The sequence below is a fragment of the Pantoea sp. LMR881 genome, assembly GCF_027157825.1.
GTDB classification, from domain to species: Bacteria; Pseudomonadota; Gammaproteobacteria; order Enterobacterales; family Enterobacteriaceae; genus Pantoea; species Pantoea haifensis.
On sequence record NZ_JAPVOK010000002.1, the window covers coordinates 1860122 to 1884300 of the forward strand.

20 protein-coding genes and 1 pseudogene are annotated in these 24179 nt (G+C 54.5%); 12 read left to right on the forward strand and 9 right to left on the reverse strand.

The window, feature by feature from the left end:
• Positions 1-57: 57 nt before the first annotated feature.
• Complete coding sequence (gene yhbY / locus O3W44_RS10565) at positions 58-351, forward strand: ribosome assembly RNA-binding protein YhbY (protein WP_269293026.1); 294 nt, start codon at positions 58-60, stop codon at positions 349-351.
• A 106-nt stretch (positions 352-457) separates the two neighbouring features.
• Here the strand turns inward: yhbY and greA are convergent, their stop codons facing one another.
• On the reverse strand, positions 458-934 hold the full coding sequence (greA, locus tag O3W44_RS10570; protein WP_269293027.1) for a transcription elongation factor GreA: 477 nt from the start codon (positions 932-934) through the stop codon (positions 458-460).
• Positions 935-1181: 247 nt separating this feature from the next.
• On the opposite strand from greA, the gene dacB reads away from it, so the two are divergent.
• Entirely contained in the window at positions 1182-2615 is a 1434-nt protein-coding gene (dacB, locus tag O3W44_RS10575) for a serine-type D-Ala-D-Ala carboxypeptidase (RefSeq protein ID WP_269294418.1), read from the forward strand.
• A gap of 54 nt (positions 2616-2669) precedes the next feature.
• Here dacB and O3W44_RS10580 read toward each other — a convergent pair whose 3' ends face one another.
• On the reverse strand, positions 2670-4931 hold the full coding sequence (locus tag O3W44_RS10580; RefSeq protein WP_269293028.1) for a TonB-dependent siderophore receptor: 2262 nt from the start codon (positions 4929-4931) through the stop codon (positions 2670-2672).
• 242 nt (positions 4932-5173) lie between these two features.
• On the opposite strand from O3W44_RS10580, the gene fes reads away from it, so the two are divergent.
• The 3 genes from fes to O3W44_RS10595 are packed head-to-tail and all read left to right on the forward strand — an operon-like array spanning position 5174 to position 10569.
• Complete coding sequence (fes, locus tag O3W44_RS10585) at positions 5174-6391, forward strand: enterochelin esterase (RefSeq protein ID WP_269293029.1); 1218 nt, start codon at positions 5174-5176, stop codon at positions 6389-6391.
• Positions 6392-6431: 40 nt separating this feature from the next.
• Positions 6432-6653: an MbtH family protein gene (locus O3W44_RS10590; protein ID WP_269293030.1), complete on the forward strand. Its 222-nt coding sequence runs from the start codon at positions 6432-6434 to the stop codon at positions 6651-6653.
• Positions 6646-10569 carry an enterobactin synthase subunit F gene (locus O3W44_RS10595; protein ID WP_269293031.1) on the forward strand — a complete coding sequence of 1308 codons (3924 nt, stop codon included), beginning with the start codon at positions 6646-6648 and terminating at the stop codon, positions 10567-10569. Before O3W44_RS10590 ends, O3W44_RS10595 begins: the two co-directional genes overlap by 8 nt.
• A gap of 61 nt (positions 10570-10630) precedes the next feature.
• On the opposite strand, the gene O3W44_RS10600 is transcribed toward O3W44_RS10595, so the two are convergent.
• The 3 genes from O3W44_RS10600 to fepD are packed head-to-tail and all read right to left on the reverse strand — an operon-like array spanning position 10631 to position 13412.
• Positions 10631-11431: an ATP-binding cassette domain-containing protein gene (locus O3W44_RS10600; RefSeq protein ID WP_269293032.1), complete on the reverse strand. Its 801-nt coding sequence runs from the start codon at positions 11429-11431 to the stop codon at positions 10631-10633.
• On the reverse strand, positions 11428-12408 hold the full coding sequence (gene fepG, locus O3W44_RS10605) for an iron-enterobactin ABC transporter permease (protein WP_269293033.1): 981 nt from the start codon (positions 12406-12408) through the stop codon (positions 11428-11430). Before fepG ends, O3W44_RS10600 begins: the two co-directional genes overlap by 4 nt.
• A complete protein-coding gene (gene fepD / locus O3W44_RS10610; RefSeq protein WP_269293034.1) occupies positions 12405-13412 on the reverse strand; it encodes a Fe(3+)-siderophore ABC transporter permease in 1008 nt (335 codons plus the stop codon). Before fepD ends, fepG begins: the two co-directional genes overlap by 4 nt.
• 127 nt (positions 13413-13539) lie before the next feature.
• Here fepD and entS point away from each other — a divergent pair, with 127 nt between their 5' ends.
• On the forward strand, positions 13540-14790 hold the full coding sequence (gene entS / locus O3W44_RS10615) for an enterobactin transporter EntS (RefSeq protein WP_269293035.1): 1251 nt from the start codon (positions 13540-13542) through the stop codon (positions 14788-14790).
• Here the strand turns inward: entS and fepB are convergent.
• Positions 14785-15710 (reverse strand): annotated as a pseudogene (gene fepB, locus O3W44_RS10620) (Fe2+-enterobactin ABC transporter substrate-binding protein). The gene entS and the pseudogene fepB overlap by 6 nt on opposite strands.
• Before the next feature lie 219 nt (positions 15711-15929).
• Between fepB and O3W44_RS10625 the strand changes: the two are divergent.
• Genes O3W44_RS10625 through O3W44_RS10645 form a run of 5 tightly spaced genes read left to right on the forward strand, consistent with a single transcriptional unit; the run spans position 15930 to position 20786 of the window.
• Positions 15930-17108: an isochorismate synthase gene (locus O3W44_RS10625; RefSeq protein WP_269293036.1), complete on the forward strand. Its 1179-nt coding sequence runs from the start codon at positions 15930-15932 to the stop codon at positions 17106-17108.
• 10 nt (positions 17109-17118) lie between these two features.
• Positions 17119-18735, forward strand: a complete 1617-nt coding sequence (locus O3W44_RS10630) for a (2,3-dihydroxybenzoyl)adenylate synthase (protein WP_269293037.1) — start codon at positions 17119-17121, stop codon at positions 18733-18735.
• Between the two features lie 18 nt (positions 18736-18753).
• Entirely contained in the window at positions 18754-19608 is an 855-nt protein-coding gene (locus O3W44_RS10635; protein WP_269293038.1) for an isochorismatase family protein, read from the forward strand.
• On the forward strand, positions 19605-20363 hold the full coding sequence (gene dhbA, locus O3W44_RS10640) for a 2,3-dihydro-2,3-dihydroxybenzoate dehydrogenase (protein WP_269293039.1): 759 nt from the start codon (positions 19605-19607) through the stop codon (positions 20361-20363). Before O3W44_RS10635 ends, dhbA begins: the two co-directional genes overlap by 4 nt.
• Before the next feature lie 3 nt (positions 20364-20366).
• Positions 20367-20786 carry a hotdog fold thioesterase gene (locus O3W44_RS10645; RefSeq protein ID WP_269293040.1) on the forward strand — a complete coding sequence of 140 codons (420 nt, stop codon included), beginning with the start codon at positions 20367-20369 and terminating at the stop codon, positions 20784-20786.
• A gap of 37 nt (positions 20787-20823) precedes the next feature.
• Here O3W44_RS10645 and cgtA read toward each other — a convergent pair whose 3' ends face one another.
• The 3 genes from cgtA to rplU form a co-directional block, all read right to left on the reverse strand.
• On the reverse strand, positions 20824-21993 hold the full coding sequence (cgtA, locus tag O3W44_RS10650; RefSeq protein WP_269293041.1) for an Obg family GTPase CgtA: 1170 nt from the start codon (positions 21991-21993) through the stop codon (positions 20824-20826).
• A gap of 242 nt (positions 21994-22235) precedes the next feature.
• On the reverse strand, positions 22236-22493 hold the full coding sequence (gene rpmA / locus O3W44_RS10655) for a 50S ribosomal protein L27 (RefSeq protein WP_017349604.1): 258 nt from the start codon (positions 22491-22493) through the stop codon (positions 22236-22238).
• A gap of 15 nt (positions 22494-22508) precedes the next feature.
• Positions 22509-22820, reverse strand: a complete 312-nt coding sequence (rplU, locus tag O3W44_RS10660; protein WP_269293042.1) for a 50S ribosomal protein L21 — start codon at positions 22818-22820, stop codon at positions 22509-22511.
• Between the two features lie 255 nt (positions 22821-23075).
• On the opposite strand from rplU, the gene ispB reads away from it, so the two are divergent.
• The gene (ispB, locus tag O3W44_RS10665) at positions 23076-24047 is read left to right on the forward strand and encodes an octaprenyl diphosphate synthase (protein ID WP_269293043.1); all 972 of its coding nucleotides are present in this window, start codon (positions 23076-23078) and stop codon (positions 24045-24047) included.
• Positions 24048-24179 lie beyond the last annotated feature (132 nt).

Here is a 24179-nt window from a genome sequence, read left to right on the forward strand (position 1 = left end):
ACCCGAGATGGCGGTAGAATGAACCGTTTTCAATCCCTGAGTAAGTAAAAAAATACGATGAATCTAAGTACCAAACAAAAACAGCACCTGAAAGGTCTCGCCCATCCGCTTAAGCCAGTCGTCATGCTTGGCGGTAATGGCCTGACTGAAGGTGTGCTGGCCGAAATCGAACACGCCCTGGAACATCACGAATTGATCAAGGTAAAAATCGCCTCAGAAGATCGTGAAACCAAGCTGCTGATCGTTGAGGCAATCGTGCGTGAAACCGGCGCCAGCAACGTACAGGTGATCGGCAAAACGCTGGTGCTGTATCGCCCTTCTAAAGAGAGCAAAATTTCTCTGCCACGTTAATTGGGCAAAGAAAGTGCCATGCTCTTTCATGGGATAAAAGGCCGCAGCGCGGCCTTTTTCCTTTCTTTACATTATGCTTCAACGCTTTTCAAAGCGTAGCAACATCTTAAAGGTATTCCACCTTTAGGATTTCATATTCCACGTCACCGCCTGGCGTTTTGATAATCGCAACGTCATCGGCCTCTTTGCCCACCAGTCCTCGCGCCATTGGCGAATTAACAGAAATCAGATTTTGTCTGAAGTCTGCTTCATCGTCGCCCACGATACGATAGGTTGATTCTTCATCGGTATCGAGATTCAACACGGTCACTGTTGCACCAAAAATCACGCGCCCGGTTTTAGGCATTTGAGTAACATCAATGATCTGGGCATTAGAGAGCTTGGCTTCGATCTCCTGAATGCGGCCTTCACAAAAGCCCTGCTCTTCACGCGCAGCATGATACTCCGCGTTTTCTTTCAAATCGCCGTGCTCACGGGCTTCAGCGATTGAGGCAATGATACGCGGACGCTTCACGGTTTTCAGCTCGTTCAGCTCTTCGCGCAACCTTTCAGCGCCTCTTAACGTCATCGGAATCTGATTCATTTAAGCTCCTCGTCATCTTTCCTGTTTAACGGTGTCATCCTGACCGGTGACTGCAGAAAAAAGCGTTCTGCGGCGCATTACCCCGTTTTGCAAACAAAGAATCCTGACCCAGAGAAGGTTCCGGGCCAGAAATGGGTTTTGCAATTTGATACGTATTTTAACCCAGAGTTCCCTGCGGGTCATCGTTTACTTTCCACCGTCCAGGGACGTAGTATTGACGGCTTCACCTGCCAGTTACCGCGAGATTATGCGATTTTCACGACTTGTTACCGGATTAACCTGTGCGTTTATGCTGCAGGCACAAGCAGCGCCCGTTGATGAATATATGCAGTATCTGCCAGATGGCGCCAACCTGGCGTTAATGGTGCAGAAAGTTGGCGCATCAACGCCCATCATTGATTATCACGGCAAGCAAATGGCTCTGCCCGCCAGCACCATGAAGGTCATTACCGCCCTGGCGGCATTGCTGGAACTGGGTGGCGACTACCGTTTTCAGACCACCTTTGAGACCAAAGGCGCGCTGGTTGATGGCACGCTGAACGGCGATTTAGTCGCCCGCTTTGCTGGTGATCCCACGCTGAGCCGCCAGGATCTGCGCAATATGGTTGCCGCGCTGAAAAAGCAGGGCATCACACATATTAAAGGCAATTTAGTGATCGACACCTCTGTGTTTGCCAGCCATGACATGGCGCCGGGCTGGCCGTGGAACGATCTCACCCAGTGCTTCAGCGCCCCGCCCGCTGCAGCGATAGTGGATAAAAACTGTTTTTCTGTTTCGCTCTACAGCGCCGACACGCCGGGCGAAAACGCCTTTGTGCGCATCGCGTCCTATTATCCCGCGCATATGTTTAGCCAGGTTCGCACACTTGGCCGCAACAGCGGTGAGGGACAATATTGCGAACTGGACGTAGTGCCGGGCGAGTTGAACCGTTACACATTAACGGGCTGCATGCGTCAGCGCAGTGAGCCCCTGCCGCTGGCGTTTGCCGTGCAAGATGGCGCAGCCTGGGCTGGAGAAATTCTGAAATCAGAACTGCGCGCAGCAGATATTGACTACAGCGGACATCTGGTGCGCCAGACGCAAGTGACTTCGCCGGGTACGGTGCTGGCGTCAACGCAATCAGCCCCCCTGCATACGCTGCTGCACACTATGCTGAAGAAATCAGACAATATGATTGCCGACACCGTTTTTCGTACCATTGGCCATCACTACTTCAACGTACCGGGCACCTTCCGGGCCGGTTCAGATGCGGTTCGTCGTATTCTGCGCGAAAAAGCCAATGTTGATATGGGGAACAGCATTCAGGTCGATGGGTCAGGACTGTCACGGCATGACTTGATTGCACCGCAAACCATGATGCAGGTACTGCAATACATTGCCAAAAACGACAGCACGCTTGACTACATTTCGATGCTACCGCTGGCGGGGCATGATGGTACGTTGCTCTATCGCGGCGGTTTGCATGAAGCGGGACTGGATGGCAAAGTCTCAGCTAAAACCGGCTCTCTGCAGGGCGTTTATAATTTAGCAGGCTTTATTACGACCTCAAGCGGGGCGCGTGTCGCTTTTGTGCAGTTTCTGTCGGGCTATGCAGTGCCGCCGGAAAATCAGCGTTCACGCCGTGTTCCACTGGTGCGTTTCGAAAGCCGACTCTATCGCGACATCAATCAGAATTACTGAGTTGGGAAAGAAAGATGACGCAGCGGGTATTTTACCCGCTGCGTTTTTTTATGACTAAAAATGCGTATTAAGACTCATATAGTAAGTCCGTCCCGATTCGTTATAGGTGTTCGCGCCTGCGCCATACATATAAGCGCCCGTTGCCGCGTTACCCGTCGTCTGCGCATTTCCTTCACGGAAGTGACGCTTATCGAACAGGTTTTCGATACCGAGCGTGATGCTGGCATACTTGTTAATGTCATAGGTTCCGCTCATGCCAACAATGGAATAAGGACTCACCTCATCCTTCTCACTGCCGGTAACCGCTTCTCCTTTATAGTTGTACTTCTTCGGCGTCTGTGTGCCGTACCACGTCAGCGTGGTTTGCAGTGACAGATCCTGCGTCGCCTGCCAGCTTAGTGTTGAATTCAACGTATATTCCGGGATGATCGACAAGCGATCGCCGGTTGTTTTGTTCTTACTTTGCAGCATGTAAGTGATGTTGTTATTCCAGGTGACCGTATCGGTAAACGGAATATTCAGCGTCCCTTCCAGCCCTTCGACCACGGCTTTAGGGACATTCTCCCACTTATAAACGTCGGTTGAGCCGTTGGTAGAAGTGCCGGTTGGTACATAACCTGATTCGATCTTGTTGCGGTAATCATTACGGAACCAGGTAACACCCGCCTGATAGCCTTCATGTTTCCACTCCAGCCCAATTTCTTTATTGATACTGGTTTCAGCTTTCAGATCTTCATTACCCATCAGATAACAGGCCCCTGAACTGTCAGCACAGCCCTGCCCACGGCTGTAAAGAATATAGTTCGGGTTGGTCTGATAAAGGCTCGGGGCTTTATAAGCACGTGCGATGCCCAGTTTCAGGGTGAAGTCATCCCCCAAACCTTGCGACAGGTTAAGCGACGGGCTCCAGTTGTTGCCGACAATTGAGTGGTGATCAAAGCGCAACGCTGGCGTCAGCATGGTGCTGTCCGTCAGCTCCATGTTGTCTTCAGCAAATAGCGAAAAGATTTCTGCCTGAGAATAAGGGCTGCGCGTACCGCTGGAGACACCCGCAATGTTGCCTCCTGACAGCGCCTGGCTGTTAGAAACGCCATCCTTCATGCGCTGTTGATTCCACTCGGTCCCTATTGTCGCCGTTTGATTAACCAGCAGTTCGAAGGGGATGCTGACTTCGCTGTGCAGCAGCACATCGTCCAGCTGAATAGTTGAAAAGCCGCTGTCAGAAAAGATGCCTTCTGTTCCGCCCGCCAGGCCTTCATTCATACGCGAGTTACGGGTGTTTTCATATTGCGCATAGGTGTTGGTGCTGATGCCGTTATCCCATGCACCTGTCCAGGTTACGGCAAAGTTCTGGCGATAAAGGCGGTTCGTCTCTTCACCATATTCACTTTGCACCAGCGCACTGGTGTTGGTGTTCTGGGTATCCCCGGCGTACAGGTTGCCCTGGCGACTGTAACCCGCTTCGAATTCCAGCGTCTGCATGGGAGCAAAGGCCCAACGCAACAACGCATTGATATCTTTGTTCTCTACTCCTTCACGGCCAGCCGGAACCGTATCTGCATAGGATCCGGTACGCAACGACTGATGACCTTCATTGATGAATTGTGCATCAGCCTGGGTTTTTGCCAGCCCGCCATATAAGCGGAAGCTGAAATCATCACCCAGCGGACCTGACAGGCTGAAATTGGTACGTTTGGTCGAGCCTTCTTGTTTATGTTCCGGCGCGTTGAAGTAGGTATTCCAGGAGCCGTGCCATTCATTAGTCTCTTTTTTGGTAATGATATTGACTACTCCGCCCGCCGCGCCGTTGCCGTAACGTGCCGCCGCCGGACCACGAATGACTTCAATACGTTCGATCATCTCTGGCGGCACCCAGCTGGTATCGCCGCGTGTATCACGCTCGCCACGCCAGCCAAGGCGTACCGAGTTACGGCTGGTGACCGGGCGGCCATCAATTAAAATCAGGGTGTTTTCCGGGCCCATACCGCGAATATCAATTTGGCGATTGTTACCACGCTGACCACTGGTAGAGTTCCCGGTAAGATTGACGCCGGGCATAGTGCGGATAATTTCAGAGACATCACGCGCCGGTGGGCGTTTTTTGATTTCATCCGCAGTAATGGTTGAAACACCCGGAGCCTGGAGTGTCTGCTGCGCCGCGTTCACTACGATGGTGCCGCCGTCGGCATCGACTGATTCGTTGCTGGATGTGCTGGTTTCGGTAGATGTTTCCGCAGCGAATGCCGCAGGAGCAAAAGACGCGGCTAAGCCGATGTCAATCAGAATGGCCACTGATAGCCGTGATAATTTTTTCATTGTTTTGGTTCCTGAATTGCCAACCGTAGGGGCGGTTGGCGCGCCGGTTAAAGGTAGTTAACCTTGCCTGTAACGCATTCCAGATCTGACCGAGCCGTATTCAGAGGCTGATTAAGCGCAGATGCGGCAAACGGAACGCGCGCGCTCCCTGTAGAGCGGAAACACCCTATTGCAAATGAAAATAATTATCAATAGTATTATTCATAACATTCATGAAAGTAACTCTTTGCAGCGATCGGCTAATGGCGTGTATGACGTGGTTAAATGAAATGACCGGCAATGAACACTGGTGGCAGCAGCAGCAGCAACGCGGCATACCCTTTGTTGAAATCAGTGAAACCGGTGATTGTCAGGTCACGTTTTTTTGGCGCGACCCGGAAGGCGATGAGTCCCGTTCATCGACGCAGCGCGTCTGGATCAATATTACCGGTGTCACCGATCATCATCAGCAAGCTGCCCCTGTCTCCTTAACGCGTTTACCCGAAACCGATGTCTGGTTTTGGCAAACCACGTTGCCCGCCACCTGGCGCGGCAGTTATTGCCTGATGCCTGACAGCCAGTCGGATACTTTTCAGGGCCAGCCTGATATGCAAGCACTGCGTAGCTGGTGGCGCGATAAATTTCCTCTGGCACAAATCGACCCGCTTAACCGCCTGCGCGGCTGGTCCGGCGGACGCGGCATGGGCGTTTCGCCGTTGCAACTGCCGCATTCTCCCGATCAGGCGGTCTGGCGCGCCGTGGACGAAGGGAGTGCGCCACGCTTACCGCTACAGCAACATCTCTGGCGCAGCGATCGCCTGGGCAATCAACGCGCGATCTGGATTTACACCACAGGCGATGAGCAACCGGAAAATCGCCCGCTCGCCCTGTTGTTAGACGGACAGTTTTGGGCCAACAGCATGCCCGTTGCCGGTCCGTTACAGCAACTCACCGACGCAGGCGCGTTGCCGCCGGCTGTGTATGTCATGATCGATATAATCGACCGCGAGCACCGGACGCAGGAGCTCACCTGCAATGCTGATTTCTGGCTGGCGATCCAGGAAGAGCTATTGCCGCAGGTACAGACGTGGGCTGCGCACCGCAACGAAGCCGCCAGCACGGTGATTGCCGGACAAAGCTTTGGCGGCTTATCTGCGGTGTACGCCACCCTGAGCTGGCCAGAGACTTTCGGCGCGGCAATCAGTTTGTCTGGCTCTTTCTGGTGGCCAGAACGCGGCAATGCCAACGGCTGGTTACCCCAGCAGTTACAACAAGGTTTACTCGCTGCGCCACCACGTCATTTTTACTTAGAAGCCGGACGGCGTGAACGCCTGATTCTGGCCGCAAATCAACAACTTCAGGGTGATCTGACCGATGCCGGACATCAGGTCAGCTATTACCCGGTCGAAGGTGGCCATGATGCGCTGTGCTGGCGCGGTGGCCTGCTGAACGGACTGAAAGCAATGTGGCAACACCTGTAATTCGCTTATCTCACTCGTTCTCTACGAGCAGGAGACAGACATGCAACACCTGAACCCGTTTGATGATCCACAACAGGATTGTCATGTATTGCAAAACGACCAGCAGCAATACAGCTTATGGCCTGCCTTTAACGCGCTTCCTGTGGGTTGGCGCTCAGTATTTGGTCCGCAACCGCAGGCAGCCTGCCTGAACTGGTTGAACGAAAACTGGCACGACATCCGTCCGGTTACTGATAATGCAAACCGGAGCGACAATGTCTGAGTCCCTGATGAGCCGAAACCACACTGAACAACACACCCTGCCTCTGGTGGCAGCACAGCCCGGGATCTGGATCGCCGATCAACTGTCGAAACATCACAACGCTTATGCGGTGGCACACTTTATTGAGCTGCGCGGCGAGTTAAACAGTGCATTGCTGGGGAAAGCCATTGTTGCAGGTATGAAAGAGGCTGATACCCTGAACATGGCCTTTGGCGAACAGGACGGCGAACCACAGCAGTGGCCTGCGCCGCAGGCCTTTAGCGAGCCAGAGGTGATCGATCTGCGCCACGAAGCCGATCCCGCCGCCGCCGCACGTGCCCTGATGCGCACAGATATGTCAGGCGATCTTCGCGTCTTGAGTGGCGCCCCGCTGTGGCACCACAGTTTAATGCGCCTTGGCGATCGCCACTGGTACTGGTATCAGCGTTACCATCATTTAGTGGTTGACGGCTTCAGCTTTACCGCCCTTACCCGCCGCATTGCTAATCTTTACACTGCCTGGCAGCGAAAAGAAACCGCGCAACCGACACCGTTTGTACCGTTCAGTGAAGTGGTCGAGGAGTATCAGCGTTATCAGGCCTCTTCAACCTGGCAGCGTGACCGCCAGTTCTGGCGTGAAAAAGGGGCGCAACTGCCGCCACCTGCCTCGTTATCGACACAACCGCTGGCCGGACAAAGTGCCAGCACCGATCTGATCCGGCTTGAGCTGGCGTTGGATCGCGCTAGTTTTCAGACGCTGTTATCGCATACGCAGGCTCATCATCTCAGCGCCGCCGACACCGCTTTTGCGCTGGTGGCGCTATGGCTGGCGCGCCTGAGTGGTCAACATGATTTTGCGGCAGGTTTCATTTTTATGCGCCGCATCGGCTCGGCTGCGCTGTGCGCGACCGGTCCGGTTATCAACGTGCTGCCGATGGCGATACATTACGATCCGTCGCAGCCTTTAAGCGCGCTGGCAGCGCAACTGGCCACCGAAGTGAAAAAGATGCGTCGCCACCAGCGTTTCGATGCCGAGCAGGTACAGCGTGATCTGGGCCGCCTCGGTGATGGCGATCCGCTTTATGGTCCGGTGATCAATTTGAAAATGTTTGATTACCAGCTCGATTTCGCCGGGATCGAAGGCATAACCCATCAACTGGCTTCCGGCCCGGTGCGCGATCTTGAGATCGCCATCTACATTAGCGAGCAAGGCGACTTAACCCTTGAATTGTTGGCTAACGCAGAGCGTTACTGTGAAAGTACACTAAAACAACATGTTGACCGCTTTACGCTGCTGCTGGCGCAGTTAGCGGCGCGGCCAGAGTCCGCCTGTGGCGAGCTGGATCTGCTCACGCCCGCAGAGCATCAACAACTGGCTGAAATCAATCAAACCCACGTCCCGCTACCGGCTGAAACCCTGAGCAGCCTGCTGCGCCAGCAGGCACAGCGCACACCAGATGCGCCGGCACTGGCAGATGCCCGACATAACCTCAACTACCAGCAGATGCAGCAACAGGTGCAGGCGCTGGCGCAACACCTCCTCGCTAAGGGCGTGCAGCGCGGTGATATTGTTGCCGTGGCGCTGCCGCGATCGGTATTTCTGTCGCTGGCGTTACAGGCTATCGTCAGCGTGGGTGCGACCTATTTACCGCTGGATACCGGCTATCCGGACGATCGCCTGCACATGATGCTGGAAGATGCTGCGCCCAAAATACTCATCACCTGTCGTGATTTGGCCGATCGTTTAACCGCCATTTCGCCAGTCGCACCGCTATTTTACGACGCGCTGCTCACGCCGGTCACAGAGGAGATGACGCAGACACCGCGTCCGCAGGATGGCGCGTACATTATCTACACCTCTGGCTCGACGGGCCGCCCGAAAGGCGTACTGGTGGGCCATGAAGCAATCGTCAATCGCCTGTTATGGATGCAGAATCACTATCCGCTTGCCGCTGACGATGTGGTTTTACAAAAAACCCCGAGCAGCTTCGACGTTTCAGTATGGGAGTTTTTCTGGCCGCTTATGGTGGGCGCGCAGTTGGTTATGGCTCCGCCGGAAGCTCATCGCGATCCAGAAGCACTGCAACAGCTGTTTGACCATTATCGCATCACCACAACGCATTTCGTTCCGTCAATGCTGGCGGCGTTTGTTGCCTCACTACAGGATGCCGATGCCGTGGCGCGCTGCGCCAGCCTGCGTCGCGTTTTTTGCAGCGGTGAAGCACTCCCCGCTGACTTATCGCGTGAGTGGCAAACCCTGACTCAGGTTGAACTGCATAATCTTTACGGGCCAACCGAAGCTGCGGTGGATGTCAGTTATTATCCCGCTTTTGGGCCGGAACTGGCCGCCGTGGAGGGGGCCAGCGTGCCGATTGGCTTCCCGGTCTGGAATACGGGATTACGCATTCTGGATGCTCGCTTACAGCCCGTGCCACCCGGAGTAGCGGGCGACCTTTACCTGACCGGCGTGCAGTTAGCACAGGGTTATCTCGATCGTCCCGATCTGACGGCCAGCCGCTTTGTCGCCGATCCTTACGGTGATGGTACGCGCATGTACCGCACAGGGGATGTGGCCCGCTGGCTGCCAAACGGTGCGGTGGAATATCTGGGTCGCAGTGACGATCAGCTGAAGATCCGTGGGCAACGTATTGAACTGAATGAAATTGATCATGCGCTGGCGGCTTTACCTGGCATTCAGCAAGCCGTAACCCATGCGGCGGTGCTGGGTGGCAGCGCAGCGCAGCAGGGCGATGCGCGTCAGCTGGTTGGCTATCTCATTGCCGACCAGCCAATTGACGGCGATGCCCTGCGCAATGCCCTCGCGGCACAGTTGCCCGCTCATATGGTGCCGGTGGCTTTTGTCCAGCTTGAGGCGTTTCCGCTCAGCAGCAACGGCAAGCTGGATCGCAAAGCACTGCCGTTGCCGCAAAGCCGTGCAGTGGAAGCGGGACGGGCACCCCATCCTGGATTAGAAACTACGCTGGCCGCTGCCTTTTCCGCGCTGCTGGAGCGTGAAAGCATCAGCGCACAGGATGATTTTTTCGCCCTGGGCGGTCACTCGTTGTTAGCCATGCGCCTGGCAGCACAGTTGAGACGCAGCCTGAACCTGCCGGTGTCCGTCGGGCAAATCATGGTGGCCTCCACTGTTGAAAAACTCGCCACCCTGTTAAGCAGTGGCGATGACGCCGGACAGGCAGGGTTTGAAGCTGTGCTACCGCTGCGTAAAGGCGATGGCCCAACCCTGTTCTGCTTCCATCCCGCCTCTGGCTTTGCCTGGCAGTTCAGCGTGTTACAACGCTATCTGGATGCGCGCTGGTCACTGGTGGGCATTCAGTCGCCTGATCTCAGCAGCCCGCTTAATCAGGCACAGCATCTTGATGCCGTATGTGATGCGCATCTGGCCACGCTGCGTCAACAGCAACCGCACGGGCCTTACTATTTTATCGGCTACTCCCTGGGCGGCACCCTGGCTCAGGGGATCGCGGCGCGGCTGGACGCTTTAGGGGAAGAGGTTGCCTTCCTGGGCTTACTCGACACCTGGCCACCAGAAACGCAGAACTGGGATGAGAAACGCGGCGAAAATGTACTGGATCCGGCGGTGCTGGCAGAGGTAAACCGTGAGCGCGAACAGTTTATCGCTGCACAACGGCAGCAGGCTGGCGAAGGGATGGAAGCGATGTTCAATACTATCGAAGCTAACTACGCCAGTTCGGTGCGCCTGTTAGCCACGGCGCGCAGTGCCCGCTTCAACGGTCGCGCCACGCTATTTCTTGCAGAGCAGACTCAGCAACCTGGCCAGGATGCACGCCGTGCCTGGTCGCCCTATGTGGCTGAACTGGACATCTGGCCAGTAGATTGCGCGCACGTCGATATTATTTCACCGCGCATGTTTGAGCAAATTGGTCCACGTTTGCAGCAGTTGCTGGCTGAGTTTTAAGTTACCGTGCGTCTTCCCGGCCCTTACTCATTCAGGGTAAAGGCCGGGACAGGCGCACAGGCTAGCCTGCATGCTGTCGGCCCAGCGGCACAATCATCGGTGTGTGCGCCACGGGATCGTCAACAATGACGCAGCGCAGACCATAAATCGATTCGATTAGCGCGGGCGTAACGATTTCACTCGGTTTCCCTTCAGCAATAATCTTGCCGTGGCGCATGGCAATCAAATGGGTCGCGTAACGGCAGGCCTGATTGAGATCGTGCAATACCACGACCAGCGTGCGGCCATGCTGCTGATTCAAATCCTGCATCAGCTCCAGCAGTTCAATCTGGTGTGTAATGTCCAGCCAGGTTGTCGGCTCATCCAGCAGCAGAAGCGGCGTTTGTTGCGCCAGGACCATTGCAATCCATACGCGCTGACGCTGTCCGCCAGAAAGGGTATCAACCTGCTGACTGGCGATGTCCGCGACACCGGTTGCCAGCATCGCTTCCTGAACCGCCGCTTCATCTTCATCGCGCCAGCGACCAAACAATGACTGATGCGGATAGCGACCACGCGCCACCAGTTCACTGACGCTAATACCGGCAGGCGCATTAGAGCTTTGCGGCAACAAACCTAAACGGCGCGCCACCTCTTTCGTGGCGTAGCGGGCGATAGCTTCACCGTCCAGCAGTACCTGCCCTTTTAACGGCGCGGCCAGGCGGCTCAGCGTGCGTAAAAGCGTTGATTTTCCACACGCATTTGGCCCGATGATCACCGTCATTTCGCCATCGGGTATCGTCACTGACAGATTTTCCGCCACGATTTTTTTATCGTAGCCGAGCGTCATTGCGTCACCCTGGAGCCGTGAAGTTACTGTCATTGGCGTCGCGCCTCCCGCACCAGTAAAGCGATCAGATAAATTCCGCCAAGGCTGACCGTGATGACGCCAACCGGCAATTGATAAGGCAGAAAAAAGTGCTGTGCTGCGTAATCTGCTGCCGTAAGTAACAGCGCACCGCACAACGCGGCCATGGGTAACGCGCCCTTAACGCCACCGCACAGGCGACGAGCAATTTGCGGTGCCAGCAGCGCAACGAATGAGATCGGCCCAACCAGCGCAGTTGACGCAGCCGTTAATATCACGCCAGCCAGCATCAGCCAGATGCGGCTGCGCTCAACCGGTACGCCCAGGGCGCACGCGGTATCATCTCCCATCTCCAGCAGGCGCATACGTCGCGCTAACAGCGTTGTGGCAAACAGTGCCAGTAGCAGCACAACGATCACCGGCCTGGTTTTTGCCCAGGTGATGCCATTAAGCGATCCGGCGCTCCACAAGCCAGCACTGAGCGCGGCTTCCAGGGAGGCGCTGATAATCAGCCAACTGTTCAGCGCCATCAGCAGCGCCCGTACGCTAATGCCGACGATAATCAGACGAAAAGTATTAACGCCGTTACGCCAGGCGAACAGATATACGACGCCTGTGGTGGCTAATCCGCCCAGCAGCGCAGCCAGCGTCATGCCTTCAATATTTTGCTGAAACAGCACCAGCGCCACCAGTACACCGCTGTAAGCGCCGGTATTGAATCCAAGGATATCCGGGCTGCCCAACGGATTACGCAGCAGTGACTGAAAAATCGCACCGCTCACTCCCAGAGCGGCACCAATCAGCAGCGCCATCAGCACGCGCGGCAGGCGCCACTCAACCACAATAAGCTGGATATTGCGCGCCGCCTCGCCGTTGATAACCTGCCATAGCTGCTCTGCCGAAACCGGTAATGTGCCACGCGTCACACCGAAAAAAGCCAGCAGCGCACAGGCCAGCAGCAGGGCGAAACTGTTTATCGCCACCCGATTCATACCTGCCCTCTTCCCGACTTACGCCGTACCAGCACAATCAACACTGGCGCACCGAGAATCGCTGTCACAATGGAAACGCGCAGTTCGCCCGGCACAGCGATGCGGCCAAAAATATCCGCAGCCAGTAACAGACAAGGCGTCATCAGCAACGTCCCTGGCAGCAGCCAGCGGTGATCGTTTCCTGTCAGCGCGCGTACAAGATGTGGCGCCATTAAGCCAACGAAGGCAACAGGGCCAACAGTAGCCGTGGCAGCACCGCTCAACAGCGCAATCGCTAATAATCCGGTGAGTTGGGTGCGTACGACCTGAGTACCGAGCGCGGTTGCCATATCCCCACCCATGCTCAGGCTGTTTAAAGAGCGCGCCAGCAGCAGTGCCAGCACGCTGCCGATGAGCACGGCGGGAAAGGTGGTGCGCAGAATGGCAAAGCTCCGAATATCCAGCGAGCCGCTGTGCCAGAAACGCAGGTGATCGTAAATGTCAGGATTGAGAAGCGATAAACCCGAGGTCAGTCCTTCCAGCACCGCGCCCAGCGCCACGCCAGCCAGGGTCAAACGAACCGGATTGACGCGGCCGCCGCCCAGTGCACCGGTTAACGCAACCAGCAGCGAAGCAAGCAGCGCACCGGCAAAAGCAAAGCCGAGCCAGTCGATCGGCGAATCTGCGCCAAACAGCGCAATACCCATCACCACCGCAAATCCGGCACCAGCGTTAACGCCAAGAATGCCTGGATCGGCAAGGGGATTGCGCGTCAGGCTTTGCATTAACGCACCGGCCAGCCCTAACGCCATGCCCGCCAGTAAGCCCGCTAAGGTGCGAGGTAAACGCGCTTCACGTACGATTACGCAATCCGCACTGCTGCAACTGGCAAGCAGGGCGTGCGTAACATCGTGGAAAGCGATCGGTTTTGCACCCAGCATCAAACTGAGCACAAGAAGAAGCAACAGCAGCATCCCTGAACCTGCTATCGCATAGAGTTGGCGCATAACGTAGTAAACCTTCACTGTTCAACGACACTGCGGGCAAGTCACTTTGATAATGATACTTGTTATCGTTATTACTCTTATTTTTGTATGTTACCATGAGTTATTCGCTGTATGGCGAGGAAAATCAGCATCTAAAGGCGAATAAATGAACAAACCCTCCTGGTTTATCGATCTCAGCCTGCTTAAAACGCACCCCGATTTTCGCGCTGTGTTTATTGCTCGCTTTATTTCAATTGTCGCACTCGGCATGTTAGCCGTCGCCGTTCCGGTGCAAATTCAGCAACTGACGCATTCGCCGATGCTGGTAGGCTTATCAGTAACGCTGGCAGGTGCGGGCATGTTTATCGGTCTGCTGACCGGTGGCGTGCTGGCCGATCGCTATGAACGCCGTCGGCTTATTTTATTTGCGCGTTCCACCTGCGGATTAGGTTTTGTCGCGCTGTGTGTTAATGCGTTATTACCTGAACCTTCAGTTATTGCGGTGTTTGTGCTGGGGTTGTGGGATGGCTTTTTTGGCGCGATTGGCGTTACGGCTTTGCTGGCTGCCACTCCAGCCCTGGTCGGGCGCGAAAACATCATGAAAGCGGGCGCTATCACCATGCTTACCGTGCGCTTCGGCTCGATCCTGTCCCCCGCGATTGCTGGCCTGGTGATTGCGCACGGGAGCGTCGCGTGGAATTACGGTTTGACCGCCTTCGGTACGCTGCTCACCGTATTAACCTTGTTGAAATTACCGGTAATGCCACCACCGCCGCAGCCGCGCGAACATCCGCTTAAAGCGTTAGCCACGGGCGTACAGTTTCTGTTTGCCAGCCCGGTTGTTGGCATGGTGGCATTAATTGGCGCATTAGTGACTCTGGCGAGCGCGGTACGCGTGCTTTATCCCGCCCTGGCACCGCACTGGCAGGTTGATCTGGAGCGGCTTGGTCTGATGTATGCTGCGGTGCCGCTGGGTGCAGCTGTGGGTGCGTTAACCAGCGGTCGGCTGGCACAGGCGTCGCGTCCCGGCATACTGATACTGGCAAGTGCCGTGGCTGCTTTTATGGCGCTGGGCCTGTTCAGCCTGATGCCAGGCTATGAATCAGGACTGGCCTGTTTAGTGGCGTTTGGCTACTTCAGTGCGATTAACAGTCTGGTGCAATATTCGATGATTCAAACCCTGACGCCGGATGCCTTACTGGGTCGCATTAATAGCTTATGGACCGCGCAGAACGTCACGGGTGATGCCATTGGCGCAGCAGTGATTGGCGCAATGGGATCGTTGCTGCAACCCCAACAGGCGGCAAGTCTGTTTGGTTTCGCTGCCGCGCTGTTGGGTATTCTCATGTGGTTGATAATGGGCCGCCTGCGCCGTTATCAGACGCCAGCAACCCCGCTGGCGCAACAGACATCATGATTTAACAAACAACTGCTCAAGACGCGCCAGCAAGTTGCTGGCGCTGTAGTAATCAAGGCGGAAAGAATCCAGCCCCAGCGCATACACCTGCTTGTTTTTCACTGCTGGCGTTTGTGCCAGAAAAGGATTTTTCATCACCGCGTCAGTGCTTTTTTCATCAGCCGCAAACAGCATAAAGGTGTTGCCGTTCAGACCGGCCGCCAGATTTTCACCCGATAACTGAATGATATCCTTGCGCTGGCCCATGCTGTGCCCTTGCTGAATGCTGGCAGGCAGTGTCGCCAGCGTGAAACCTAACTGCTGAAGCAGTTTTCCCTGTGCCGATTCAGCTGTCCACAGGTTCACCGCGCGGCCATCCGCGTTCCAGACCATGGCAGAAACAGGCTGTGCCGGTAACGTCAGGCGTTTTTTAAGGCTTTTTCCCGATCGTCGAAGGCTTTAACCCGAGCCGCGGCCTGCGCTTCATGACCGGTTGCTTCGCCCAGTAAACCAACCAGTTGTTGCCAGCTTTTATCGTCGTAATTCACCACTAAGGTTGGCGCGATCGCTGAGAGTTGATCAATCAGCTTAAGCGCCGAATCATTGCCGGTGGCACTCACGATGATGAGATCGGGCGCTTGTGCGGCGATCGCTTCTGCAGCGGGCTCGCCAATATATAAACGCTGAACGCCACGCTGCTTAGCCACATCGCCCCACTGGCGAAAAAAGCCTTGTGCATCGCCGAGACGGCTGTTGGGCGCAGTCGCACCGCTGGCAATCACGGGCGCATTAATTGCCAACAGTGAGCCGGTGAGCGTGACGCTGGTTGAGACAATACGTTGAGGTGCCTGCTGCAATGTAATGCTGCCCTTCGCCCCGTTGATCGTACGCGGCCAGCCATTTTCAGCCTGAGCGGCTGTACTGAACAGGCTAAACCCCATGAAAAGAGTGCGCTGAGCGTCCAAATAACACGTTTATACATAAGATCCAGTCCACCTTTCACTTTACTAAAAGCCCTGATGAATATGCTGAATTAGCACGAAATTTCAGTTGAAAACCCGTGAATTTATTGACACCCCAGGCTAATCAACGTAGCTTACAGAGCCACAATACAAATGATAATCATTATTAATTATCTTATCATTTATAGGTGAAAAATTATGGTGGAAACGTTGACGTTTGAAAATCCTTTATTGCAGGATTTTTCCGCGCTCTGTCGGGGATTTCTGTTTACCTCTCCGTGGCGCAGTCTGACAACACAGGGCTGTTTCACGACTATCACGACGCCTGTACAAGATGGCGCAAGGTTAACAGGCGATTTTCAACAACAGTTGCAGCACCATTTTGCCTCTGCAAAAAAACAGGGCCTGACGAACCCAATTCTGGTGGGCGCCATCCCGTTCGACGTTAATCAGCCTTCAGCCCTGTTTATCCCCGAATCGTATCAATACTTTAATCGCACCGACTTGCGGGTAAATTCAACAGCAACAGAAGGCCCGCTGCCCTCTGTTCGCCGCCGCACTGCCGTGCCCGGACATGACGTTTTCACTAATATGGTGGCGCAGGCGGTGGCAGCAACGCAACGTGGCGAGCTGGATAAAGTGGTGCTGTCGCGCCTGATGGATATTGTTACCGAGCAGCCCGTGGACACTGCAGCGTTGATGCAGCGCATCGTGGCGCAGAACCCTAATAGCTATCACTTCCATTTGCCGTTACCGCAGGGCGGCGCGCTGGTAGGTGCCAGTCCGGAACTAATGCTGCGAAAACAGGGACGCGATTTTAGTTCCTGTCCACTCGCAGGTTCAGCGCGTCGTGATACCGACAGCCAGCGCGATCGCGAGGCGGGTGATTCCCTGATGCAATCCACGAAAGATCGTCATGAACATAAATTAGTCACCGATGCGATGCGCGCCACGCTGCAACCGCGCAGCCGTTTGTTATCGGTGCCGGATGTGCCCTCGCTGATCACCACCGCGACGCTGTGGCATCTGGCGACGCAAATTGACGGCGAAGCGTTAGACGAACGCGAAAATGCCCTGTCTCTGGCGTGCCTGCTGCATCCGACTCCGGCATTGAGCGGATTTCCACATCAGCGCGCGCAGCGTTTAATTCAGGCACTGGAGCCTTTTGAACGCCAGCTTTTTGGCGGCATCGTGGGCTGGTGTGACGAGCAAGGCAATGGCGAATGGGTGGTGACGATTCGCTGCGGTACGGTAAACGGCGCACGTGTCCGTCTTTTTGCCGGCGCGGGCATTGTGCCCGATTCGCAACCTGAATCAGAATGGCGTGAAACCGGCGTCAAACTCGACACCATGCTTCGCGCATTTGGACTGCAATAAAGGAACTATCATGACAATCCCTTATAGCCGCTGGCCGGACGATCTGGCTGCGCGATATCGTGAAAAAGGTTACTGGCTTGACGTGCCGATGACCGACATCCTGGAACGTCACAAGAACAGCGATGCCATAGCGGTAACCGATGGCGAACGCCAGTTCAGCTATCGTCAGCTGGCCGAATTAAGCGACAATCTTGCCGCAGCGTTACAGCGACGTGGCCTGTCTAAAGGCGACACTGCGCTGGTGCAACTGGGTAACGTTGCTGAGTTTTACCTGACGCTGTTTGCCCTGTTCAAAATCGGCGTGGCACCCGTTAATGCGCTTTTCAGCCATCAGCGTACCGAACTCAGCGCCTATGCCAGTCAAACAGAGCCGAAGCTATTAATTGCCGATCGCAGTCATGCACTGTTTGCGAACGATGACTTTATTGAACAGCTCTGCCGTGATCATGCCTCGCTGCAACACATCATTCTGCGCAACGATACTCAGCCTGAAAATTCCCTTGAAGCTATGCTGGCCGAGGCAGCGGAAGCATTTAGCGCAACGCCAACAGCGGGCGATGAAGTGGCATTCTTTCAGTTGTCGGGCGGCAGTACCGGCACGCCGAAACTCATTCCGCGTACCCATAACGATTACTATTACAGTATTCGCGATAGTGATGTCATTTGTGGCGTTACGGCTGACACGCGCTATCTCATTGCCCTGCCCGCTGCGCATAATTTCCCGATGAGCTCTCCGGGCGCGCTGGGTGTTTTTTATGCTGGTGGACACGTTATTCTGGCTGCCGATCCGAGCGCCACGCTCTGCTTCCCGCTGATTGAAAAGCATCAGATCACCGATACCGGTTTAGTGCCACCCGCTGTCAGCCTGTGGTTACAGGCGATTCAGGAGTGGGGAACCAATAAGCAGCTGGCATCGTTGCAACGCATTCAGGTTGGCGGTGCCAGGCTGGGCGAAGCCCTGGCCGCACGCATCCAGTCTGAGATTGGCTGCAAGCTGCAACAGGTGTTTGGTATGGCTGAAGGTTTAGTCAATTACACCCGTCTGGATGATGACGAACAGACCATTCTCACCACGCAGGGACGTCCAATTTCACCTGATGATGAAGTCTGGGTTGCTGATGAAGCGGGTAATCCATTGCCGGTGGGTGCCGTTGGTCGCTTAATGACGCGTGGGCCTTATACTTTCCGTGGTTATTACAAAAGCCCTGAACACAACGCTGCCAGCTTTGATGAGAACGGGTTCTACTGCTCTGGTGACCTGGTCGAAATGACACCGGAGGGTAATATCATTGTGCAGGGCCGCGAAAAAGATCAGATCAACCGCGGCGGTGAAAAGATCGCAGCAGAAGAGATCGAGAATCTGCTTCAGCGCCACCCGGATGTGATTCATGCCGCGCTGGTATCAATGAATGATGAGCTGATGGGCGAGAAAAGTTGTGCTTTTATCGTGTCCAGCCAGCCGGTTAAGCCGGTGGTGCTGCGTCGTCACCTGCGTGAACTGGGCGTGGCTGAATTCAAACTGCCTGACCGTATTATCTGCGTAGATGCCCTGCCGCTGACGCCTGTTGGCAAAGTGGATAAAAAGCGTCTGCGCCAACAACTTGCTGATCAACAAGCGCAAGCCTGATTTGTTCTGGAGATTTTTATGGCTATTCCAAAATTAACCTCATATCCGCTGCCCGCCGCAACTGAATTGCCGGGCAACAAAGTGAAATGGACACTGGAGTCCAGCCGTGCGGCATTACTGATCCACGATATGCAGGCCTATTTTTTGAACTTCTGGGGTGAGAACAGCCCGTTAGTTAATCAGGTAGTTGAAAATATTGCGCGTCTGCGTCGTTACTGCAAAGCTCAGGGCATTCCGGTGTTTTACACTGCGCAGCCCAATCAGCAAAGCGATGAAGATCGCGCTCTGCTCAACGATATGTGGGGACCGGGGCTGAACAAACATCCCGATCAACAGAAGATCGTTGAGGCGCTGGCACCCGATGCAGATGATTATGTTCTGACCAAATGGCGCTACAGCGCATTCCACCGCTCGCCGCTGGAATCCATCCTGCAGGAAATGGGCCGCGATCAACTGATCATTACCGGTGTGTATGCACACATTGGCTGTCTGACCACGGCAACCGATGCGTTTATGCGCAACATCCAGCCCTTTATGGTGGCGGATGCTCTGGCAGATTTTACTCGCGAAGAGCACATGATGGCGCTGACCTATACCGCAGGTCGCAGCGGTAAAGTTGTGATGACGGCTGATTTAATGCCACTGCCACTCAGCAAAGATGATCTGCGTGCCATGATTTTGCCGCTGCTGGAAGATGACGATGTGCCCGAAGATGACGAGAACCTGATCGATTACGGCCTCGATTCGGTACGTGTGATGTCACTGGCGGCACGCTGGCGTCAGGTGCACAGCGATATCGACTTCGTTAGCCTGGCGAAAAATCCAACTATCGATGGCTGGTGGGCGTTGCTGTCGCGGGAGACAACAAAATGAGTCACGCCTTTGACTTTAGCGGCAAGATTGTTTGGGTAACCGGAGCCGGACAAGGGATTGGTTATCACACCGCGCTGGCGTTTCATCAGGCGGGTGCACAGGTGGAAGCATTCGATCGACATTTTCACGATCAGGATTATCCGTTTGCCTGCCACACCATGGATGTCGCCAGTTCTGAACAGGTCAAAACGGTTTGCCAGCGTCTGCTCGCTGCGCAGCCGCGCATCGATGTACTGGTGAATGGCGCGGGCATTTTACGGGTTGGTGCAACGGATGAGCTTTCATTCGCTGACTGGCAAGCCTGTCTGGCGGTGAATGCTGGCGGCGCGTTTAACCTGTTTCAGCAGACGCTGCCGGTATTTCGCGAGCAGCGTGCGGGTGCCATCGTGACCATTGCCTCAAACGCAGCGCACGCGCCGCGTATTGGCATGTCGGCTTACGGTGCGTCAAAAGCGGCACTGCGCAGCCTCTGTCTGACCGTTGGCTTAGAGATGGCACCTTACGGTGTGCGTTGTAATATCGTTTCGCCAGGCTCGACCGATACCGATATGCAGCGTAGCCTGTGGCACACACCCACCGGTGAGCAAGAGATGATTAACGGCTTTCCGGAGCAGTTCAAGCTCGGTATCCCGTTGAAAAAAATTGCAAAGCCGCAAGAAATTGCCGCTAACGTCCTGTTTCTGGCCTCGGATCTTGCCAGCCATGTTGTACTACAGGATATTGTGGTTGATGGCGGCGCGACGCTGGGAGCCTAAGGGATGACAGCAATCTGGAAACGATCCATCGATCTTGCGGCACTGAATGCGCTGGGTGAAAACTCGCTGGTGGCGCATCTGGGGATTGTTTTCACCGTTATCGGTGATGATTATCTGGAAGCGACGATGCCGGTCGATGCTCGCACTCATCAGCCTTTCGGCCTGTTGCATGGTGGCGCTTCAGTGGTACTGGCAGAATCAATGGGGTCGATTGCAGGCTACCTGTGCGTTGAAGAAGGCAGCAGCGTGGTGGGAGTGGAGGTGAGCGCAAGCCACCATCGCGCCGTTTCCAGCGGTCAGGTACGCGGCATCTGTCGCCCGCTGCATCTTGGTTCGCGTAATCAAACGTGGCAGATTGAGATTCGTAATCAGCGGGATCAATTATGCTGTAGTGCACGGCTGAGCGTGGCGGTGCTGAGCTGAAATGAAACTTGCCCCAGAGGGGCAAGTTTTGGTGGTCTTAACGCTGATAGATAATTTCGACGCCTTCGTCGTCATCTTCATCCCAGTCATCATCCCACTCTTCATCTTCTTCAACCGCATTTTCAAGGGTTTCACGGTGGTAATCATCCCACATGAACTCCACTTTTTCCGGCTGCTTCTCTTCAACTTCCGCTTCTTTCGGATTGGCGTTGATGAAGCTCATCACGTCCCAGCACAGGTCATTGACGCCGTTACGGCTGGCAGCTGAGATCAGGTAATATTTATCTTCCCATCCCAGTGCCTCGGCAATCGCTTTAGCACGCGACTGCGCTTCTTCTTCGCTCAACAGGTCTGTTTTGTTAAACACTAACCAGCGTGGCTTGTTGAACAGTTTTTCGCTGTATTTTTCCAGCTCACCAAGAATGATGCGCGCGTTTTCAACTGGATCGGTTTCATCAATCGGCGCGATATCGATCAGGTGCAGCAACACGCGGCAACGCTCAAGATGCTTAAGAAAACGAATCCCTAAGCCAGCGCCTTCAGCAGCGCCTTCAATCAGGCCAGGAATATCCGCCACGACAAAGCTCTGCTCGCTATCCATACGCACCACACCCAGGCTTGGAACCAGTGTGGTAAAGGGATAATCAGCAACTTTTGGTTTTGCGGCAGACACCGCGCGGATAAAGGTCGATTTACCGGCGTTCGGTAAACCCAGCATGCCAACATCTGCCAGCAGCATCAGTTCGAGCTGTAAATCACGCTTCTCGCCTGCTGTACCCATGGTTTTCTGACGCGGGCTACGGTTTACTGACGATTTGAAACGTGTGTTACCCAGACCATGCCAGCCGCCTTTAGCGACCATCAGCTTCTGTTCGTGGCGCGTCATATCGCCCAGTGTTTCACCGGTGCCTTGATCGATAACGCGCGTGCCCACCGGGACTTTAATCGTGATGTCTTTACCGCGTTTACCGGTACAGTCACGGCTCTGGCCATTCTGACCACGTTCAGCGCGGAAAGATTTTTCGAAGCGATAATCGATCAGGGTGTTCAGGTTTTCGTCAGCAAGCAGATAAACGTCGCCGCCATCGCCACCGTCACCGCCGTCAGGGCCGCCTTTCGGAATATATTTTTCACGGCGGAAGCTGACGCAACCATTACCGCCATCGCCTGCGACGACTAATATTGTCGCTTCATCAACAAACTTCATTTTCTTTCTCCGTCACACAATCGTTTGCAGCACGCTGCAAACGGGTCCGCCAGGGTCTTCTGCGCTGACCAGCGGCGGATAAATCAGGGCTGGCATGTGCCAGTGTGTACATAAAGTGTACAGCAATCTCTTGTGATGCGTTGCCTTTAAGGCAATCAAGCGCAGAATGTAAAAAGCCCCGCATGAGCTGCGGGGCCTTCAATTCGTGCGTTCAGACGTTAACCGTCTGCGTCACGACAACCTTACTCAGCAACGATGCTGATATATTTACGGTTGTTCGGACCTTTAACTTCGAATTTTACTTTGCCGTCTGCGGTAGCAAACAGGGTGTGGTCACGACCACAGCCTACGTTGGTACCGGCGTGGAATTTGGTGCCACGCTGACGAACGATGATGCTACCTGCCAGAACAGATTCACCACCGAAACGTTTTACACCCAGACGTTTTGCGTTGGAGTCACGACCATTTCGAGTCGAGCCACCAGCCTTTTTATGTGCCATTTCTCAGATCTCCTCTTAGGCAGTGATGCCAGTGATTTTTACATCAGTGAACCACTGACGGTGACCTTGCTGCTTACGGTAGTGCTTACGACGACGAAACTTAACGATCTTGATTTTTTCGCCGCGACCGTGAGCAACAACTTCTGCCTTGATCACACCGCCTGAAACCAGTGGCGCGCCGATTTTCACGTCTTCGCCATTTGCAATCATCAGAACCTGGTCAAACTCAATGGTTTCACCGGTTGCGATGTCCAGCTTTTCCAGGCGAACGGTCTGACCTTCGCTTACTCGGTGTTGTTTACCACCACTTTGGAAAACCGCGTACATATAAAACTCCGCTTCTGCGCTTGCCTTTTAGTTCATCAGGCGGCGCGCTAAATATTCACAATAGGGCGCGAATTCTACGCAAAACTCCAGGAGAAGACAAGAGCACTTTGCACTCTCTTGCAGAAAAAAAACACAGGCTGAACGCAAACGTTTCTCATCCTGAAAATTCAAGTACAATCAGTAACAGATTACCTGAACGCTGGCTGGGTAAAAGCACTTACCATGGCATAAAACGAGTCATAGCTGAAAAGACGAATGAACTTAGAACAGATTAATGAATTAACCGCGCAGGATATGGCTGCCGTTAACCAGACCATCCTCGACCAGCTGAATTCAGATGTCTCACTCATCAATCAGCTGGGATATTACATCATCAGTGGCGGCGGAAAGCGCATCCGTCCGATGATTGCCGTGCTTTCCGCTCGCGCAATGGGCTATCAGGGCAACCTGCATGTCACCAATGCGGCGCTGATCGAATTTATCCACACCGCCACGCTACTGCACGACGACGTGGTGGATGAATCCGATATGCGCCGTGGCAAAGCTACCGCAAATGCCGCGTTCGGCAATGCCGCAAGCGTGCTGGTAGGGGATTTTATTTATACCCGCGCGTTCCAGATGATGACCAGCATGGGCTCGTTGCGCATTCTGGCATTGATGTCTGAGGCGGTGAACGTGATTGCTGAGGGTGAAGTTTTGCAGCTCATGAACTGTAACGATCCGGATATCACTGAAGAGAGTTACATGCGCGTGATTTACAGTAAAACTGCGCGCCTGTTTGAAGCGGCTTCGCAGGCTTCCGCCATTCTTGCCGAGGCCACACCCGCGCAGGAAAAAGCGTTACAGGATTATGGACGCTATCTGGGTACTGCTTTCCAGTTAATTGACGATTTACTGGATTACAGTGCCGACGGTGAAACCCTGGGCAAAAACACGGGTGATGACCTGAGCGAAGGCAAGCCGACGCTGCCGCTGCTGCATGCGATGCAAAACGGTACGCCAGAACAGGCAAAAATGATCCGTGAAGCCATTGAGCAAGGCAATGGACGTCACTTGCTTGAACCGGTGCTGGAAGCTATGCGCCAGTGTGGCTCGCTGGAATGGACGCGAACCCGCGCTGAGCAAGAAGCGGATAAAGCAATCGCTGCGTTGAAAATCCTGCCAGAAACCCCCTGGCGCAGTGCGCTGGAATCGCTTGCGCATATGTCAGTACAACGCGACTTTTAACGCCTTTCGGAGCCGGAAACGGCTCCTCTTCCCTTTTTCACGCCTTTCCTTAGCCGACTTACATTTGTTGCAGCGTTTTTGCGTTGAGCAGCACTGTTCTGCGTATACATGCCGAATATTACTGGAAATTAA

What these genes read in the sequence shown, in the direction of transcription:
- yhbY (WP_269293026.1), top strand. Translation starts at nt 58, where the DNA reads ATGAATCTAAGTACCAAACAAAAACAGCACCTGAAAGGTCTCGCCCAT.
- greA (WP_269293027.1), bottom strand. Translation starts at nt 934, where the DNA reads ATGAATCAGATTCCGATGACGTTAAGAGGCGCTGAAAGGTTGCGCGAA.
- dacB (WP_269294418.1), top strand. Translation starts at nt 1,182, where the DNA reads ATGCGATTTTCACGACTTGTTACCGGATTAACCTGTGCGTTTATGCTG.
- O3W44_RS10580 (WP_269293028.1), bottom strand. Translation starts at nt 4,931, where the DNA reads ATGAAAAAATTATCACGGCTATCAGTGGCCATTCTGATTGACATCGGC.
- fes (WP_269293029.1), top strand. Translation starts at nt 5,174, where the DNA reads ATGGCGTGTATGACGTGGTTAAATGAAATGACCGGCAATGAACACTGG.
- O3W44_RS10590 (WP_269293030.1), top strand. Translation starts at nt 6,432, where the DNA reads ATGCAACACCTGAACCCGTTTGATGATCCACAACAGGATTGTCATGTA.
- O3W44_RS10595 (WP_269293031.1), top strand. Translation starts at nt 6,646, where the DNA reads ATGTCTGAGTCCCTGATGAGCCGAAACCACACTGAACAACACACCCTG.
- O3W44_RS10600 (WP_269293032.1), bottom strand. Translation starts at nt 11,431, where the DNA reads ATGACAGTAACTTCACGGCTCCAGGGTGACGCAATGACGCTCGGCTAC.
- fepG (WP_269293033.1), bottom strand. Translation starts at nt 12,408, where the DNA reads ATGAATCGGGTGGCGATAAACAGTTTCGCCCTGCTGCTGGCCTGTGCG.
- entS (WP_269293035.1), top strand. Translation starts at nt 13,540, where the DNA reads ATGAACAAACCCTCCTGGTTTATCGATCTCAGCCTGCTTAAAACGCAC.
- O3W44_RS10625 (WP_269293036.1), top strand. Translation starts at nt 15,930, where the DNA reads ATGGTGGAAACGTTGACGTTTGAAAATCCTTTATTGCAGGATTTTTCC.
- O3W44_RS10630 (WP_269293037.1), top strand. Translation starts at nt 17,119, where the DNA reads ATGACAATCCCTTATAGCCGCTGGCCGGACGATCTGGCTGCGCGATAT.
- O3W44_RS10635 (WP_269293038.1), top strand. Translation starts at nt 18,754, where the DNA reads ATGGCTATTCCAAAATTAACCTCATATCCGCTGCCCGCCGCAACTGAA.
- dhbA (WP_269293039.1), top strand. Translation starts at nt 19,605, where the DNA reads ATGAGTCACGCCTTTGACTTTAGCGGCAAGATTGTTTGGGTAACCGGA.
- O3W44_RS10645 (WP_269293040.1), top strand. Translation starts at nt 20,367, where the DNA reads ATGACAGCAATCTGGAAACGATCCATCGATCTTGCGGCACTGAATGCG.
- cgtA (WP_269293041.1), bottom strand. Translation starts at nt 21,993, where the DNA reads ATGAAGTTTGTTGATGAAGCGACAATATTAGTCGTCGCAGGCGATGGC.
- rpmA (WP_017349604.1), bottom strand. Translation starts at nt 22,493, where the DNA reads ATGGCACATAAAAAGGCTGGTGGCTCGACTCGAAATGGTCGTGACTCC.
- rplU (WP_269293042.1), bottom strand. Translation starts at nt 22,820, where the DNA reads ATGTACGCGGTTTTCCAAAGTGGTGGTAAACAACACCGAGTAAGCGAA.
- ispB (WP_269293043.1), top strand. Translation starts at nt 23,076, where the DNA reads ATGAACTTAGAACAGATTAATGAATTAACCGCGCAGGATATGGCTGCC.